Below are 16,131 nucleotides of genomic sequence, written 5' to 3'. Positions count from 1 at the left end.
AACCCGCACCACTCCTACTTCTCCACCGCTCCAACCACTCCGCCTCAACCTTCGTTTCGGCGCCGTGTCGTGCAGCGAGGGGCGAACTATAGGCAGGTTTGCCGAACTTGGCAAGCCCTTTCTTTTAGTAGGGTTTTTTGGCCGCTTTTGATGGGCTCAAACCGCTGCATGGCCGCGCATCCAGCGCAGCCCTTCGGCGGCGCGCATTCTGGCCGCACGCGCACGCATGTGAAAGGTATTCACTACGGAGGCTGGGGGAGCCTCATTCACAAGCGAGGCAACCCGCTCTAAAGAGACGCTGGCGTCATGGATCTCGCCCAAGACCTCTTGGAGCTTGCGCAGGTGCTTTCGGTAGCGCTTGGCTGCGCGTACCCCGAGGGCCGGGTAAAACGCGTCATATAGATAGCGCCACTGCTTGGCCGCGATGCGCGCGCGATGCAAACGCGCAGCCGTGGCCCGCTTGGGATGACGCCCGCGGTGCAGTAGCTTCTTTCTGAGTGCCACGGCTCGTGAATGCGCAAAGCGCGCAAGTCTCGGTGGCTGTGCGGGCAAGCGAAACGCAGCCACGGCGCCCGCCAACTCCGTCAGGGCATCCGTGACACCGGGCGACGCCAACTCCACACGTAATGTTTGCCAGGCGAGATGGCGGGCTTGGTTTGCTCTATCAAATGCGGCGGCGAGCCATGCGCGGCCCGCCTCATCGTCTTCTGTAAGCGCGGCTCGGGCGGCCGGGAGCCAGTCTGTGAGCATGACGTCCCATTCGCGCACGGGGCCGGTCGAGCCCGCCAGCGTGCGCAGGCGCGGCTTCCATTCGGCGATGAACGCGCGAGGCAGCACTGGGGCGAACGTCACCCACGCAGACCGCAGCCGCCGCAGCGTCACGCGGAATTGATGAAGATCCTCGCCACTGGCGGTCGGCTCACCCAGCTTGATGAGCGCATCGCGCAGTGCCGCGACATGTTCGGTGACGATGCCGGCGAAAACAGAAAGAATTTCAGCATGTGAGTGCTGGCTCACGATGCTCCCCGTTGGACTTGGCCGAATACGCCGACAGGCACGCAAGGTGCGCGCCCTGTCATTTCACTGTAGGCGACGGGGAAAAACTGTGGCGGCGTAGATCAAGCCTCAGCGCGCTTCGCTGGCAACAACCACGTCGACCTCAGCAGCGCGGAAGACTTCCGTCATGGCCTCGGGCACGGGGATGTCGGTGAAAAATTTGTCGATCTGCGAGATGCGCCCCAGGCGCACCACGGCGCGGCGGCCGAACTTGGAGTGGTCGGCGGCGAGCCAGACTTCGCGCGACTGCTCGATGATGGCTTGCGCCACGCGCACCTCCCGGTAGTCGTAATCGAGCAGCGTGCCGTCTTCGTCGATGCTGGAGACGCCGATGATGCCGATGTCGACGCGGAACTGCTTCATGAAGTCGATCGTCGCTTCGCCGACGATGCCGCGGTCGCGGTTGCGCACCAGGCCGCCGGCGACGATGACTTCAGCGTCCGGGCTGCCGGACAGGATGGACGCCACGTTCAGGTTGTTGGTGATGACGCGCAACCCTCGCGGCCCGTTCTGACCAACGAGCGCCTTGGAGATCTCTTCGGTGGTCGTTCCAATATTGATGATGAGAGAGCGACCGGGCTCGACATGGCGGGCGACGACTTCGGCAATGCGGCGCTTGGCGTCGATGTGCAGAACCTGGCGCTGGTCGTAGTCGATGTTCTCCACCGAGGACGGCAGGCCGACGCCGCCGTGATAGCGCGCAAGCAACCGCTCGTCTTCGAGCTGGCGGATGTCGCGACGGATGGTCTGGGTGGTTACCCCGAGCACGCGAGCGAGCGCGTCGACGGACGCATCGCCGTGCTGGCGGACGTACTCAAGAATTTGGCGGTGTCGCGGAAGCATCAAATGAACACAAACGAACACATATGATCGAATTAGGCGATTCCCTACGTTGCTTTATTTTCGCCCTTCACTACACTATCCGCGAACGCGTTGCAGTTCGCAAGAAAAGGCGCGCAAACCAACAGAATCCAACCCAAACCCATGCAACACACCGATGCGTCGCATCTGGACTGTGATCTGCTGGTGGTCGGAGGCGGCATCAACGGCGTCGGCATTGCACGCGACGCTGTCGGGCGGGGCCTGTCGGTCGTCCTGTGTGAAAAAGACGACCTGGCCCAGCACACCTCTTCGGCCTCGACCAAGCTGATCCACGGCGGGCTGCGTTATCTCGAATATTACGAATTCAGCCTCGTGCGCAAGGCGCTACAGGAGCGTGAAGTGCTGCTGCGCATGGCGCCGCACATCATGTGGCCACTGCGCTTCGTGATGCCGCACGATGCCGCGCAACGCCCGGCCTGGATGATCCGCGCGGGTCTGTTCTTATATGACCACTTGGCGCGCCGGCGCTTTCTGCCGGGCTCGGCGTCGATCAAGCTGGGGCGGCATCCGGCAGGCAAGCCGCTCAAGCCCGGCTACACGCGTGGCTTCGTCTATTCCGATGGCTGGGTGGACGACGCCCGGCTGGTCGTACTCAATGCACGCGACGCAGCCGACCGCGGCGCGCACATCCTCACCCGCACGCGTTGCCTGAACGCCGAGCGCCGCGCCGACGGCTGGCACGCCTCGCTGGCGGGTCCGGACGGCATCCGCTCGGTACGCGCCAAGGCCGTCGTCAACGCGGCCGGGCCGTGGGCGGCGGAATTCGCCCGCTCGGCGCACGCACTGCCGAGCACGCGTGGCCTGCGCCTGATCAAGGGCAGCCACATTGTCGTGCGGCGGATGTTCGACCATCCGTTCGCGTATATCTTCCAGAACCCGGATGGGCGGATCGTCTTTGCGATTCCGTACCAGAACGAATTCACGCTGATTGGCACGACCGACCTGGAATACAAGGGCTCGGTGGACCACGTCGCCATCGATGCAGGCGAAACGCAGTACCTCTGTGAGATGGCCAGCCGCTATTTCGAGCAACAACTGACGCCGGCCGATGTGGTGTGGAGCTACTCGGGCGTACGCCCGCTGCTGGATGACAGCGCCGCCAACGCCTCGGCCATCACGCGCGACTACCTGGTCGAATGCGAGACCGGCGCCGACGGCAACAGCGCGCCGCTCATCAACGTCTGGGGCGGCAAGATCACGACCTACCGCAAGTTGGCCGAAGAAGCGCTGGACCAGTTGGCTCCGCATCTGCCCGCAGCCGGCAAGCCATCGTGGACGGCCACCGCATCGTTGCCGGGTGGCGATCTGGAAGCGCCGGGGCAACTGGTTGCCGAATACACCTTCGACGATTTTGTGGCGCGCCTGCAAAAACGTTTGCCGTGGCTGCCGACCAAGCTGGCCACGCGCTATGCGCACCAGTACGGCACGCGCGTGAACACGTTGCTGGCCGGCGCAACGCGCCTGGAAGAACTCGGCACCGAGATCACACCCGGCCTGTATGAGGCGGAAATCCGCTATCTGGTCGAACACGAATGGGCTCGCACGGCGCAGGACATCCTGTGGCGGCGGACCAAGCTGGGGTTGCATGCGAGCGATGCCGATCGCAGCCGGCTGGAGGGCTGGCTGATGCGGCATCTGCCTGAGAACGAAGCCGTACCAGTCGCAGAACGCGCCCCCTGAGGCAAGCGACATAGCAGTACCCGGGGCCGGGGGGCCCAAAAAAAACAAGCAGTCGAAATACAAAGACGGGAGACGCAATTGATTCTGGAACTGGACCAGGTAACAGCCATGGTCGGGGCGCAGACGCATCTGTACCCGACCAGCCTGCGGCTGGCGCCCGGCGCGATCAACGTACTGCTCGGGCCGACGCAAGCCGGCAAGACCACGCTGATGCGCATCATGGCCGGGCTGGACCGGCCGACCACCGGCCGCGTACTGGTCGACGGCAAGGACGTGACGGGCGTGGGCGTACGCGATCGCAATCTGGCGATGGTGTACCAGCAATTCATCAACTACCCGGCGATGACGGTGTACGACAACATCGCGTCGCCGCTGCGTCTGCAGGGCACCAATAAGGGCGAGATCGATACGCGCGTGCGCGCAGTCGCCGCCAAGCTGCACATCGAACACCTGCTGCAGCGCCTACCGGCCGAGCTGTCGGGCGGCCAGCAGCAGCGTTGCGCGCTGGCGCGGGCGCTGGTCAAGCGTGCACCGCTGGTGCTGCTGGACGAGCCGCTGGTCAACCTCGACTACAAACTGCGCGAAGAACTGCGCGCCGAACTGGCCTCGCTCTTTGCCGATGGCGGCACGACCGTGGTGTACGCCACCACCGAGCCGCAGGAAGCGCTGCTGCTGGGCGGCCACACCGTCGTCATGCATGAAGGCCGCGTGCTTCAGTCGGGCCCGACGCTCGACATGTACGAAGTGCCGGTGTCGGTCAACGCCGCCGCCATCTTCAACGACCCGCCGATGAACGTGCTGGACGCCACCGTGGCCGAAGGCGACCACATCCGCTTGCAGACCGGCGCAAGCGGCATTGACGTGCCGTGGACGCGCCCGCTGCCGATGGCGGCCGGCACGCGCTGCCGCATCGGCCTGCGCCCGAGCCATATCCGCCTGGCGCCGCGCAACGGCGGCAGCGTTGCCCTGCCGGGCGCGGTCGAGCTGGCCGAGTTGTCGGGCTCCGAAACCTATTTGCACGTGCGCGCGCATGCCGCCGGCCAGCCGAGCAGCATCGGCCTGGTCGCGCAGTTGCCGGGCGTGCACGAGTTCGAACTGGGTGCGGCGCTGGATGTGTTTGTCGATCCGGCCGAGCTGTTCCTGTTCGATGACGCGGGCAAGCTGGTGAGCGCGCCCAAGCAGGGAGACGCACATGGCGCGCATTGAATTCCGCAACCTGGGGCACAGCTACCGCCCCAATCCGCAAAGCCTGAGCGACTACGCGCTGCAGCCGATGAACATGACCTGGCGCGACGGTGGTGCCTATGCACTGCTGGGCCCGTCGGGCTGCGGCAAGTCCACGCTGCTGAACATCATCTCGGGGCTGCTGGTGCCGTCTGAGGGCCAGGTGCTGTTTGACGGCCAGGACGTGACGCACGCCACGCCGCGCGAGCGCAACATCGCGCAGGTGTTCCAGTTCCCGGTCATCTACGACACGATGACCGTGTTCGACAACCTCGCCTTCCCGCTGCGCAATCGCAAGACTCCGGAAGCCGAAGTGAAGAAGCGCGTGGAGGAAGTGGCCGAGATTCTTGAGCTGCAGCACGCACTCAAGCGCCGCGCCTCGGGCCTGGCGGCGGACGCCAAGCAAAAGATCTCACTGGGCCGCGGCCTGGTGCGCAAGGACGTGGCAGCCATCCTGTTTGATGAGCCGCTCACCGTCATTGATCCGCACCTGAAGTGGCAACTGCGCCGCCAGCTCAAGAAGATTCACCAGCAACTGAAGCTCACGCTGATCTACGTGACGCACGATCAGGTGGAAGCGCTGACCTTTGCCGACGAGGTGGTCGTCATGACCGAAGGCAAGGTGGTGCAGCAAGGTGGGCCGGAAGCGCTGTTCGAGCGGCCGGACCACACCTTCGTCGGCTACTTCATCGGCAGCCCGGGCATGAACCTCTACCCGGTGACGGTGGATGGGGATGTGATCGCACTGGGTGACCAGCGCCTGTCGGTCGGGCGCGACACGCTCGCCACGCTCAAGAGCGCAAACGGTTCGCTCAAGCTAGGCATCCGTCCGGAGTTCGTGCAACTGGCTGCGCCGGGTGAAGTCGGCACAGTGGCGGCGGATGTACACCAGGTGCAGCAACTCGGTACGCACCAGTTGCTGACAGCAAGCCTCGGAGCGAATGGCGACAGCACGGTCGGCCTTCCCATCAAGGCCAAGCTACCGAACGAAGTGAGCGTGACCGATTCCCGCGTGTGGCTGCGCCTGGATGCGCCGCAGACGCTGTACTACAGCAATGACGAGAGGATCGGCCGATGAACAAGCCGCTCAACAACAAGGCGTGGTTCCTGATCCTGCCGGTGTTCCTGTGCGTGGCGTTCTCCGCCATCCTGCCGCTGATGACGGTGGTGAACTACTCGGTGCAGGACATCATCAGCCCCGAGCAGCACGTGTTCGTGGGCGTCGACTGGTTCCGCCAGATCCTGCGCGATGGCGATCTCCAGGACGCCCTCACCCGTCAGTTGATCTTCTCGCTGTGCGTGCTGGCGGTCGAGATTCCGCTGGGTATCGGCCTGGCGCTGTCGATGCCGAGCAAGGGCTGGAAGGCTTCGGCCGCGCTGGTGGTACTCGCCATGCCGCTGCTGATTCCCTGGAACGTGGTCGGCACCATCTGGCAGATCTTCGGGCGCTCAGACATCGGCCTGGCGGGCTACTGGCTCAACCAGATCGGCATTGACTACAACTACACGTCGCACTCGTTCGACGCGTGGATCACGGTGCTCATCATGGACGTGTGGCACTGGACGCCGCTGGTGGCGCTGCTGGCGTATGCCGGCCTGCGCTCGATTCCGGACGCGTTCTACCAGGCCGCCGAGATTGACGGTGCGAGCCGCCTGGCCGTGTTCCGCTACATCCAGCTGCCGAAGATGCGCGGCGTGCTGATGATCGGCGTGCTGCTGCGCTTCATGGACAGTTTCATGATCTACACCGAGCCGTTCGTGCTCACCGGCGGCGGCCCCGGCAATGCCACGACCTTCCTGTCGCAGTACCTGACGCAGAAGGCGGTGGGCCAGTTCGATCTGGGCCCGGCGGCAGCGTTCTCGATCGTGTACTTCCTCATCATCCTGCTGTTCTGCTTCGTCCTCTACAACTGGATGCAGCGTGTGGGCAGCGCCAGCGCGGCCGTGGGAGACGACCATGCCTAAGCAGAACAACAACAACAACAACAACAACGAACAGCAGCGCAAGATCGCCCGCGCCATCACGTTGGTCGTGTACGTGGCCTTTGCGGTGCTGCCGCTGTACTGGATGCTGAGCATGTCGCTCAAGACCAACGAGGAGACGCTGGCCGGCTTCTCGCTCTGGCCCAAGCTCGTCACGTTCGACAACTACAAGATCATCTTCACCGACCCGTCGTGGTACTGGGGTTATATCAACTCCATCATCTACGTGACGATGAACACGGTGCTCTCGACGGTGGTGGCGCTGCCGGCGGCCTACGCCTTCTCGCGTTACCGTTTCCTGGGCGACAAGCACATGTTCTTCTGGCTGCTGACCAACCGGATGACGCCGCCTGCGGTGTTCCTGCTGCCGTTCTTCCAGCTGTATTCGACGGTCGGCCTGATGGACACCCACCTGGGCGTGGCGCTGGCGCACATGCTGTTCAACGTGCCGCTGGCGGTGTGGATTCTGGAAGGCTTCATGTCGGGCATCCCACGCGAGATTGACGAGACGGCGTACATCGACGGCTACAGCTTCCCCGCGTTCTTCCTGAAGATCTTCCTGCCGCTGATCAAGGCGGGCGTGGGCGTGACGGCGTTCTTCTGCTTCATGTTCAGCTGGGTGGAGCTGCTGCTCGCGCGCACGCTCACCTCGGTCGATGCCAAACCGATCACCGCCGTAATGACGCGCACGGTGTCGGCCTCGGGCATGGACTGGGGCGTGCTGGCGGCCGCCGGTGTGCTGACGATCATTCCCGGCGCGCTGGTGATCTGGTTTGTGCGGAACTACATCGCGAAGGGCTTCGCGATGGGCCGCGTCTAACAACGAAAACGGGAGACACAGCCATGTTCAGCTGGATGGCCTGGACGCCCGAAGTGGCGATCTTCTTCGGCTGCATCGCATTGATGCTGGCCAGCATGACGGTGTGGGAGATCGCTCGCCCGACCGTGGAGCGCAAGGGCTTTTTGCCGATTGCCACCACGCGCGGCGACCGCCTCTTTATCGGGCTGCTGACCGCGGCCTATATCAACCTGGCGTGGGTTGGGCTCACGTCGGAAGAGACCGGCGCCTGGGGCGGCTTCATCGCCTCGATGGTGGTGCTCGTCATCGTGATGTGGCGCGGCTGAGTTCGCAGTTGGGTGAGAACGCAGTCTCGATTACGCAAGACCGGAAGCGCCGGCAGAATGCCGCGCTTCCACGCCCGAATTGATAGTCGGGCACACGCATTCCACCACGCTCCCCGCGTCGGAATGTCGGATGTTTTCGCTGCGGGGAGAACAAAAAGCACGAGGAGATACCGATGAAAACATCCTGGCGCATGACGCTTCAGATCAGTGCCATCGCACTGGCAAGCGCCCTGGCAGTCGGCGCAGCACATGCCGGCGAAGCCGAAGCCAAGAAGTGGATCAGCAGCGAATTCCAGCCCAGCACGCTGTCGCAAGACAAGCAGATGGCGGAAATGAAGTGGTTCATCGACGCCGCGGCCAAGCTCAAGGCCAAGGGCGTGACCGAGATCCACGTCGTGTCGGAAACGCTCGACACGCACGCCTATGAATCGAAGACGCTGGCCAAGGCCTTCGAAGAAATCACCGGCATCAAGGTCAAGCACGACATCATGCAAGAGGGCGATGTCGTCGAAAAACTGCAGACCTCGATGCAGTCCGGCAAGAGCATCTATGACGGCTGGATCTCCGATTCCGATCTGATCGGCACGCACTACCGCTACGGCGTGATCATGCCGCTGTCGGACTACATGACTGGCGAAGGCAAGGAGTTCACCAACCCGGGCCTGGACCTGAAGGATTTCATCGGCACGAGCTTCACCACCGCGTCCGACGGCAAGCTGTATCAGCTGCCCGACCAGCAGTTCGCCAACCTGTACTGGTTCCGCGCCGACTGGTTCGCGCGCAAGGACCTGCAGGACAAGTTCAAGGCCAAGTACGGCTACGACCTCGGCGTGCCCGTCAACTGGACGGCCTATGAAGACATCGCCAACTTCTTCACGAACGACGTGAAGGAGCTCGACGGCAAGCGCGTCTATGGCCACATGGACTACGGCAAGAAAGACCCGTCGCTCGGCTGGCGCTTTACCGATGCCTGGCTGTCGATGGCCGGCTCCGCCGACAAGGGCATCCCGAACGGCCTGCCGGTCGACGAATGGGGCATCCGCGTGGCCGACGACAAGTGCACCCCGGTGGGCGCATCGGTCTCGCGCGGCGGTGCCACCAACAGCCCGGCCGCCGTGTACGCCCTCACCAAGTACATCGACTGGATGAAGAAGTACGCCCCGCCCGAGGCGACCGGCATGACCTTCAACGAAGCCGGCCCGGTGCCCGCGCAAGGCCACATCGCGCAGCAAGTGTTCTGGTACAGCGCCTTTACCGCGCCGATGACCAAGCCGGGCCCGGTCGTGAACGCCGATGGCTCGCCCAAGTGGCGCATGGCGCCATCGCCGCACGGCCCGTACTGGAAGGACGGCATGCAGAACGGCTATCAGGACGTCGGCTCGTGGACGTTCTTCAAGTCCACCCCGTTCGAGCGCCGCTCGGCTGCGTGGCTGTACGCGCAGTTCGTCACGTCGAAGACCGTGTCGCTCAAGAAGTCGATCACCGGCCTCACGTTCATTCGTGACTCCGACATCCACAGCGACTACTTCACCAAGAACGCAGCCAAGTACGGCGGCCTGATCGAGTTCTACCGCAGCCCGGCCCGCGTGGCCTGGACGCCGACCGGCAACAACGTGCCCGACTATCCGAAGCTGGCGCAGCTCTGGTGGAAGAACGTCGCCACGGCCGTGACCGCGGAGAAGACCCCGCAAGCCGCCATGGACAACCTGGCCAAGGAAATGGATCAGGTGATGGGCCGCCTGCAGCGCGCCGGCATGAAGAACTGCGCGCCCAAGCTGAACCCGGAAAGCGATCCGAACAAGTGGCTGTCGACCGAACACGCCCCGTGGAAGAAGCTCGACAACGAGCGTCCGAAGGGTGAGACGGTGGCTTACGACAAGCTGCTCGCCGCCTGGAAGGCCGGCAAGGTGCGTTAAGCCTGCGTTAAATTGTTGTCGCTCCCGCGCAGGCGGGAGCCCAGCGCCGTTAAAGTCACTGGGTCCCCGCCTGCGCGGGGACGACAACGCAGCGGTTCGCCCGCTTTCTGTAGCTCTACTTCATCAGTCGTCTTATGGAATACCTCCTCGCGCTCGACCAGGGCACTTCCAGCTCACGCGCCATCGTCTTCAACCGCGCCGGCCAGATCGTCGCCAGTGCCCAGCAGGAGTTTCCGCAGCAATTTCCGCAGCCCGGCTGGGTTGAGCACGACCCGTTCGACATCTGGAACAGCCAGCTCGCCACCTGCCGCGCCGCACTCGAACAAGCCAAGCTCACTGCCGCCGATATGGCGGCGCTGGGCATCACCAACCAGCGTGAAACCACTGTGGTGTGGGAGCGCGCCACCGGGAAACCCATCTTCAACGCGATCGTGTGGCAGGACCGCCGCACCGAGAGCATCTGCGAACGCCTGCGCGCCCAGGGCTTGGAGGACGAAGTGCGCAAGCGCACGGGCCTCGTCATCGACCCGTACTTCTCGGCCACCAAGCTGCGCTGGATTCTCGACCACGTCGACGGTGCCCGCGAGCGCGCCGCGCGTGGCGAACTCGCCTTCGGCACCATCGACAGCTGGCTCGTGTGGCAACTCACGCGCGGGCGCCTGCATGTGACGGACGTGTCCAACGCCTCGCGCACGATGCTGTGGAACATCCACACCGGCGAGTGGGATGCCGACCTCATGCGCGCCCTCGACATTCACCCGAGCCTGCTGCCCGAGGTGCATCCGTCGGCGTATCAATTCGGGCAGACCGATGCCGACTGGCTCGGCGCCTCGCTCACCATTGGCGGCATTGCGGGCGACCAGCAATCGGCCTTGTTCGGCCAGGCCTGCTTCAAACCCGGCATGGCCAAGAACACCTACGGCACCGGCTGCTTCATGCTGCTCAACACGGGCGACCGCGCGGTGCAATCGCACAATGGCCTGATCAGCACAGCCGCCTGCCAGAGCGGCCCCAAGCGCAGCTACGCCCTGGAAGGCAGCGTGTTCGTGGGCGGTGCGGTGGTGCAATGGCTGCGGGACGGCCTGCGCGCCATCCAGCGCTCGGCCGACGTGGAAGGCCTGGCCGCCTCGGTGCCCGATTCCGGCGGCGTGGTGTTCGTCCCCTCGTTCACCGGCCTGGGCGCGCCGTACTGGGACCCAACCGCACAAGGCGCCATCGTCGGCCTGTCGCGCGGCACAACCATCGGCCACATCGCGCGGGCCGCTTTGGAGTCGATCGCCTTCCAGAGCACCGCCCTGCTGCAGGCCATGACGCGCGATGCCGTCTCCACCATCTCGGAACTGCGCGTGGACGGCGGCGCCTCGGCCAACAACCTCTTGCTGCAATTCCAGGCTGACCTGCTCGGCATTCCGGTCGTGCGCCCGGAGATCATCGAGACCACGGCACTCGGCGCGGCCTACCTGGCCGGCATCGCCACCGGTTTCTACAAAGGCGAGGACGAGGTCGCCCAGCAATGGCGTGCCTCGCGCACGTTCCACCCCGTCATCAGCCGCGACGAGGCCGCGCACCGCATCGCCCAGTGGGAAATGGCCGTCGCGCAGGTCCGCCTGCCGACCACCCGCGGGCACTGAAGCGTCATCTCGCGGCCAGAAAAAAGGCGACTCGCGGGTCGCCTTTTTTCATGGTGCGGTGGATGGCTTACTTGCCTTCGCTATTCGGCGTCTGGGCAGGGCCGCCTTGCTCCTTCATGGCCTCCTTGCGCTCGGCGCGGGCTTCCTTCTTCTCAGCCTTGCGGTTGGCCTTGGCGGCCTTCTTTTCTTCCTTGTAAGCGGCCTTGGCGTCGGACTTGCGAGCCTTGTATTCGTCATTCGCCGCCTTGTCTTCAATACGCTTCTGCACCAGCGGATCCGACGACGAAGTGGCCGGTCCGCCTTGCGGTGCGGCCTGCACAGTGCCGGTCGTCTGCGGCGAAGTCTGCGGCGCCGGTGTCATCTGAGCGAAAGCAGCCGACGCAGCAAGCGTGGCTGCCACGGCAAGGGCGGGTTTCAGGCGCAGTTCAATCATGGTTGGGCTCCTTCTTTTACACAGTCACGGGAATGTCTGACCACTAAAGCGGCGCGCAACGCACCACAAAAACGGTCTCGGCGCGCATCAAAGATCACGTGCCGGAGCGTTGCAAGAGACAACACCCTTGGTGGCGCAAGAACCGCTCCCGGGCCATGCACTACACTGCGCGCTGTTTCTCCCCGGATGCTGCGCCGTGCCTGATTCCACCCCCGATTTCACCCTGCTCGACCCGCCCGCCGACGCCCTGCCCCTGGCCGAAGACGCCGCCGCCGGCCACGTCAAGCGCGTGCAGCGCTGGCTGGAAGACGCCGTGATCGGCCTGAACCTGTGCCCCTTCGCCAAGGCCGTGCACGTCAAACGGCAGGTGCGCTACGTCGTCAGCCGCGCCACCATGGACGGCGACGTACTCGACCACCTGCGCGCCGAAGCCGACCTGCTGCACACCACCCCCGCCAGCGAAATCGACACCACGCTGCTCATCGTCCCCGCCCTGGCCGATTTTCTGGATTTCCACACCCTCACCGACCGCGCCGAAGCGCTGCTCGCCAAGGCCGGCTTCGAAGGCGAACTGCAACTCGCAAGCTTCCACCCCGACTTCGTCTTCGCCGACGCTGAGCCCGACGACATCGCCAACGCCACCAACCGCGCGCCCGCCCCCATCCTCCATCTGCTGCGCGAAGACAGCATCGCGCGCGCCGCCGCGGCCGTACCCGATGCAGCGGACATCTACGAACGGAACATCGCGACGATGGAGCAACTGGGCCCAGAAGGTTGGGCGGCGATGGTAGAAAAATTCAGCGGGAAGCCACACCAAGACTGAGCCGCCAACCCAAGCAGACCAACGGTTTGGCCGTTGACGTTCCTGCCCTTGATGGCGCCTTGGATTTTTGTTGCGGGGAGGATCAAGGAAGGAGCCTTGTCTGAGCGCAGCGAGTTTGGCTCTTTCCCCTCCTCGCGACAAAAATCCAAGGAGAGGTCGCCATCTCGGGCGCGCCTTTCTTTGCCTACTTTCTTTGGCAAGACAAAGAAAGTAGGTCAGCCCCGGCAGGGGATGAAACAAGGGATGCACCACCGCCGGTAGCAAAGCCCCACGCGGTCAAAAAACCAAACCTCAAACCGCCCGATCCCCCGGCGGCGTCCACTGATACACCCAAGTCTCAGAAAGCAACCGCTCCCCCGACTGCAACGTCAGCGACAACTCAATCGGCGCATTGCTCGCATCGGGCACCACATCAAACATCGCCCGCACCCCATCGATACTGGCCAGTGGCCGCGCCGAAGCAATCTCCACCCGCCCCCGCGAAGCCCGAATGACGGGTTCCACCGTCGACCCAGCGGTGCTACGCCCCAAGCGGGCCAACTCCCCACCCGCAAAATCCACCACAAACCGCCAGGAAAAATATTTGCGGGGCTGCCCGACAACGCCGCCGATCCCCGTGCGCGTGGCCACCACCCGCGCCAGCGGTGAAGCCGCAGCCGGCTGCGCGCCCCACGTCAGCCGATAGCCGAACGCCATCTCCTGCCCGGCGTGCGGCGCCACCGCCGGCCGCCAGAACGCAACGATGTTGTCGAAGGTCTCGTCATTGGCCGACAGCTCAACCAGCTCGACCGCGCCCTCGCCCCAGTCATGCGTGGGCTCGACCCACACGCTCGGGCGCTTCTCGTAGAACACGCCGTCGTCCTGATAGTGATCGGGATTGCGGTCACGCTGCAGCAGACCGAAGCCGCGCGGGCCGTCGTCGGCAAAGCGCTGGCTGCGCAGCATGGGCGGGTTCGCCAGCGGGCGCCAGATCCACTCGCCCGAGCCGCGCCAGATGGCGAGCCCATCGGAATCGTGAATTTCCGGGCGCCAGTCAGACGCATGCCAGCGGCGGGCGGCGCTGCGCCGGTCGCCAGCACGATCAGCGCGGTCGTTTTCGCCATAAAGAAACATGCTGGTGAGCGGCGCGATGCCCAAGCGTTCGATCGGCTTGCGCACATAGAGCGTGGTGCGAACGTCCATCACCAGGGTGTCGCCTGGGCGCACGTCAAAGCGGTAGACGCCCGCCACGCTGGGCGAATCGAGCAAGGCGTAGACGCGCAACACCTCGGCATCTGCCGACGGGCGCACCAACCAGAATTCGGTGAAATCGGGAAACTCCTCCGCGCGCTGCAGGCCAGTGTCGATCGCCAGCCCGCGCGCCGACATGCCGTATTGCCACTGGCCGCCCACCGCGCGGAAGTAGCTCGCGCCCAGGAAGGCAGCCACATCGCGCGTCGGGTCGGCCTTGGTGGTGAGCCGAAAGCCGGCAAAGCCGAGATCGGCCGGCAGAGACTGGTGGTCCAGCCCACTGCGGCCGTAGTCGAACATGGCAGGGTCGTAGGCAATCAGGCGCGCCTGCCCATCCACGACTTCGTACATGCGCACCGGCGATTTGAAGAACAGCCCAAGGTGGAAGAAGCGCGCCTCGAACGGCAGGTGCTGCCCGGCCCACAAGGCGTGATCGGCGCGATAGCCGATGGATTGATAGCCGTCCCAGTCGAGCGCGGCCAGCGGTGGCGGCAACTGCGTGCTCCGGCGGCGATATGGCCGATCCGCCAAGGCCCGGGCGCGCGCTAGCAGGCGGGTCTCATCAAAGGGTTCCGGCACGCCGGGCGTGGCGCGGGGGGTGGCGCTATAAGGGACACCGGGCGCCAGGGCGAGCAGCCCGGCGGCCAACTGCTTGAGCAGGTCGCGACGATGCATGGATCAGGGCGGAGCCAGAGTCCATGCAGTGTGGCACAACCCTCGCCCGGGCAGCATCCGACAGAAAGCTTTCATTGGACCCACAACCCTGCGCCGCAATTGGGATTCCGCGCAGCACGCGTGGCGCCTATCCTTCAATTGGCGCACAATCTACGCCCTACCGGGCCCGGGGGCCCAGATTCGGGCCCACTCCGCCACGATCCTCACGGCGCACATGCTTCCACTGTCTTCCACGCTACCGCTTGCCGGCGTTGCCGAACTGTCCCCCGCGACTGCGGCGGCCACGGCCCTGGAGGCGTTTGACCGCTATTACGACGACGTCCTGCTGCCCATGTGGCTCGGGCCGGGCTGGAACGCGCAGGCCGGTCTCTGCTATGAGGCGCTCGTCGTTGAAAACGACGCGCTGGTGCCCGCCTCCACGGCCCGCTACCGGGCCATGGCCTGTGCTCGCCAGTTGTATACATTTGCCCGTGCGACGCAGCTTTCCGCCAAACATCGCGATCTCTGCGCCGAGCGCGCCGCCGCGCTGTGCCATGCGCTGGATACGCGCTTTCGCGACACGCTCCACGGCGGCTGGGTGTTCTCGATCGACAGCGCCCTGGCGCCGCAAGACAGCAGCAAAGACCTGTACACGCACGCCTTCGTGCTGTTTGCGGCTGCGCACTGGCTGGCCGTGAGCGACGACCCGCGCGCCGCCGCGCTGATGCACGACGCACATAACGTGATCGCGCACCGTTTTGTGCGCGCCGCTGGTGAATCGGGCACAACACCGCTGCCGGTGGCCGCCATGGACGCCACCTTGACCGAGACCCTGTCGGGTGTCGCCCAGAACCCGGTGATGCACCTGACCGAGGCCTACTTGGCAGCCGCCGCGCTGGACGAACCGCCCGCCTGGGCCGAAGCCTGCGTGCGTACCCTGACCGAGGGCATCCTGGCGCGCTTCATCGAGCCGCGCACGGGCAGCATCACCGAATTGCCGATCGATGAGCCCAACGCGGACAACCGGATCGAGCCCGGCCACCAGTTCGAGTGGTTCTATCTCGTGCGCGCACATACCGATGTGTTCACCCGCTCGGACGCCGGCCGGCAACTGGCCGACACCCTCGGCCGAGCGGTGGATGCCGCCTGCCGCCAGGGCGTGGATGCCGAAACGCAAGGCGTCTGCCTGTCGCTGAACCTGGACGGCACGCCGCGCGACACCACCCAGCGCATCTGGGCTCAGACCGAATACGGCCGCGCACTCGCGCTGTGCACCGAAACGCAGGGCACCATGCTCGCGCGTCTGCTACCCGCCTGGTCGGCGCGCTTCCTGCACGCACACGGCTGGCATGAAGTCATCGACGCAACGGGCCAGCGCCTGCGCGCCGACATGCCGTCGAGCACCCCGTACCACATCACCACGTTCTATGAGGCAGCCCGCACAACGCTGTCCGCCTCATCTTCATGCAATACCCCAAGCTGTTGAGTGAGACA

The 16,131-nt window shown here is 64.8% G+C and carries 14 protein-coding genes; 10 read left to right on the top strand and 4 right to left on the bottom strand.

Translation table 11 applies throughout. The features are described from left to right. Positions 1-156 precede the first annotated feature (156 nt). Both AB0305_RS02205 and AB0305_RS02200 read right to left on the bottom strand, forming a co-directional pair. Positions 157-1,017: a CHAD domain-containing protein gene (locus AB0305_RS02205; protein WP_366171063.1), complete on the bottom strand. Its 861-nt coding sequence runs from the start codon at positions 1,015-1,017 to the stop codon at positions 157-159. A gap of 108 nt (positions 1,018-1,125) precedes the next feature. Next, the gene (locus tag AB0305_RS02200) at positions 1,126-1,899 is read right to left on the bottom strand and encodes a DeoR/GlpR family DNA-binding transcription regulator (protein WP_366171061.1); all 774 of its coding nucleotides are present in this window, start codon (positions 1,897-1,899) and stop codon (positions 1,126-1,128) included. Positions 1,900-2,040: 141 nt separating this feature from the next. Between AB0305_RS02200 and glpD the strand changes: the two genes are divergently transcribed. From glpD to glpK, 8 genes are all read left to right on the top strand, one after another. Next, positions 2,041-3,618, top strand: a complete 1,578-nt coding sequence (gene glpD, locus AB0305_RS02195; protein ID WP_366171059.1) for a glycerol-3-phosphate dehydrogenase — start codon at positions 2,041-2,043, stop codon at positions 3,616-3,618. Positions 3,619-3,696: 78 nt separating this feature from the next. Next, on the top strand, positions 3,697-4,824 hold the full coding sequence (locus tag AB0305_RS02190; protein ID WP_366171057.1) for an ABC transporter ATP-binding protein: 1,128 nt from the start codon (positions 3,697-3,699) through the stop codon (positions 4,822-4,824). Then, a complete protein-coding gene (locus tag AB0305_RS02185) occupies positions 4,811-5,920 on the top strand; it encodes an ABC transporter ATP-binding protein (protein ID WP_366171055.1) in 1,110 nt (369 codons plus the stop codon). The genes AB0305_RS02190 and AB0305_RS02185 overlap by 14 nt, the downstream gene beginning before the upstream one ends. Next, entirely contained in the window at positions 5,917-6,807 is an 891-nt protein-coding gene (locus tag AB0305_RS02180) for a sugar ABC transporter permease (RefSeq protein WP_366171053.1), read from the top strand. The genes AB0305_RS02185 and AB0305_RS02180 overlap by 4 nt, the downstream gene beginning before the upstream one ends. Further along, a complete protein-coding gene (locus tag AB0305_RS02175; RefSeq protein WP_366171051.1) occupies positions 6,800-7,645 on the top strand; it encodes a carbohydrate ABC transporter permease in 846 nt (281 codons plus the stop codon). Before AB0305_RS02180 ends, AB0305_RS02175 begins: the two co-directional genes overlap by 8 nt. Positions 7,646-7,668: 23 nt before the next feature. After that, positions 7,669-7,950, top strand: a complete 282-nt coding sequence (locus tag AB0305_RS02170; protein ID WP_366171049.1) for a DUF2160 domain-containing protein — start codon at positions 7,669-7,671, stop codon at positions 7,948-7,950. Between the two features lie 173 nt (positions 7,951-8,123). After that, positions 8,124-9,866 carry an ABC transporter substrate-binding protein gene (locus tag AB0305_RS02165; RefSeq protein ID WP_366171047.1) on the top strand — a complete coding sequence of 581 codons (1,743 nt, stop codon included), beginning with the start codon at positions 8,124-8,126 and terminating at the stop codon, positions 9,864-9,866. 134 nt (positions 9,867-10,000) lie between these two features. Then, a complete protein-coding gene (gene glpK, locus AB0305_RS02160) occupies positions 10,001-11,497 on the top strand; it encodes a glycerol kinase GlpK (protein ID WP_366171045.1) in 1,497 nt (498 codons plus the stop codon). Positions 11,498-11,564: 67 nt separating this feature from the next. Here glpK and AB0305_RS02155 read toward each other — a convergent pair whose 3' ends face one another. Beyond that, positions 11,565-11,930, bottom strand: a complete 366-nt coding sequence (locus AB0305_RS02155) for a hypothetical protein (RefSeq protein WP_366171043.1) — start codon at positions 11,928-11,930, stop codon at positions 11,565-11,567. A gap of 196 nt (positions 11,931-12,126) precedes the next feature. Between AB0305_RS02155 and AB0305_RS02150 the strand changes: the two genes are divergently transcribed. Next, complete coding sequence (locus AB0305_RS02150; RefSeq protein WP_366171041.1) at positions 12,127-12,753, top strand: DUF1415 family protein; 627 nt, start codon at positions 12,127-12,129, stop codon at positions 12,751-12,753. Between the two features lie 291 nt (positions 12,754-13,044). Here the strand turns inward: AB0305_RS02150 and AB0305_RS02145 are convergent, their stop codons facing one another. Then, the gene (locus tag AB0305_RS02145) at positions 13,045-14,658 is read right to left on the bottom strand and encodes a glucan biosynthesis protein D (RefSeq protein ID WP_366171039.1); all 1,614 of its coding nucleotides are present in this window, start codon (positions 14,656-14,658) and stop codon (positions 13,045-13,047) included. A gap of 214 nt (positions 14,659-14,872) precedes the next feature. On the opposite strand from AB0305_RS02145, the gene AB0305_RS02140 reads away from it, so the two are divergent. Further along, positions 14,873-16,123: an AGE family epimerase/isomerase gene (locus AB0305_RS02140; RefSeq protein ID WP_366171037.1), complete on the top strand. Its 1,251-nt coding sequence runs from the start codon at positions 14,873-14,875 to the stop codon at positions 16,121-16,123. Positions 16,124-16,131 lie beyond the last annotated feature (8 nt).

The sequence above is a fragment of the Arthrobacter sp. NPDC080086 genome, from assembly GCF_040702285.1.
The sequence above is the reverse complement of the archived record's forward strand: the minus strand, read 5'-3'. Positions and strand labels throughout refer to the sequence as shown.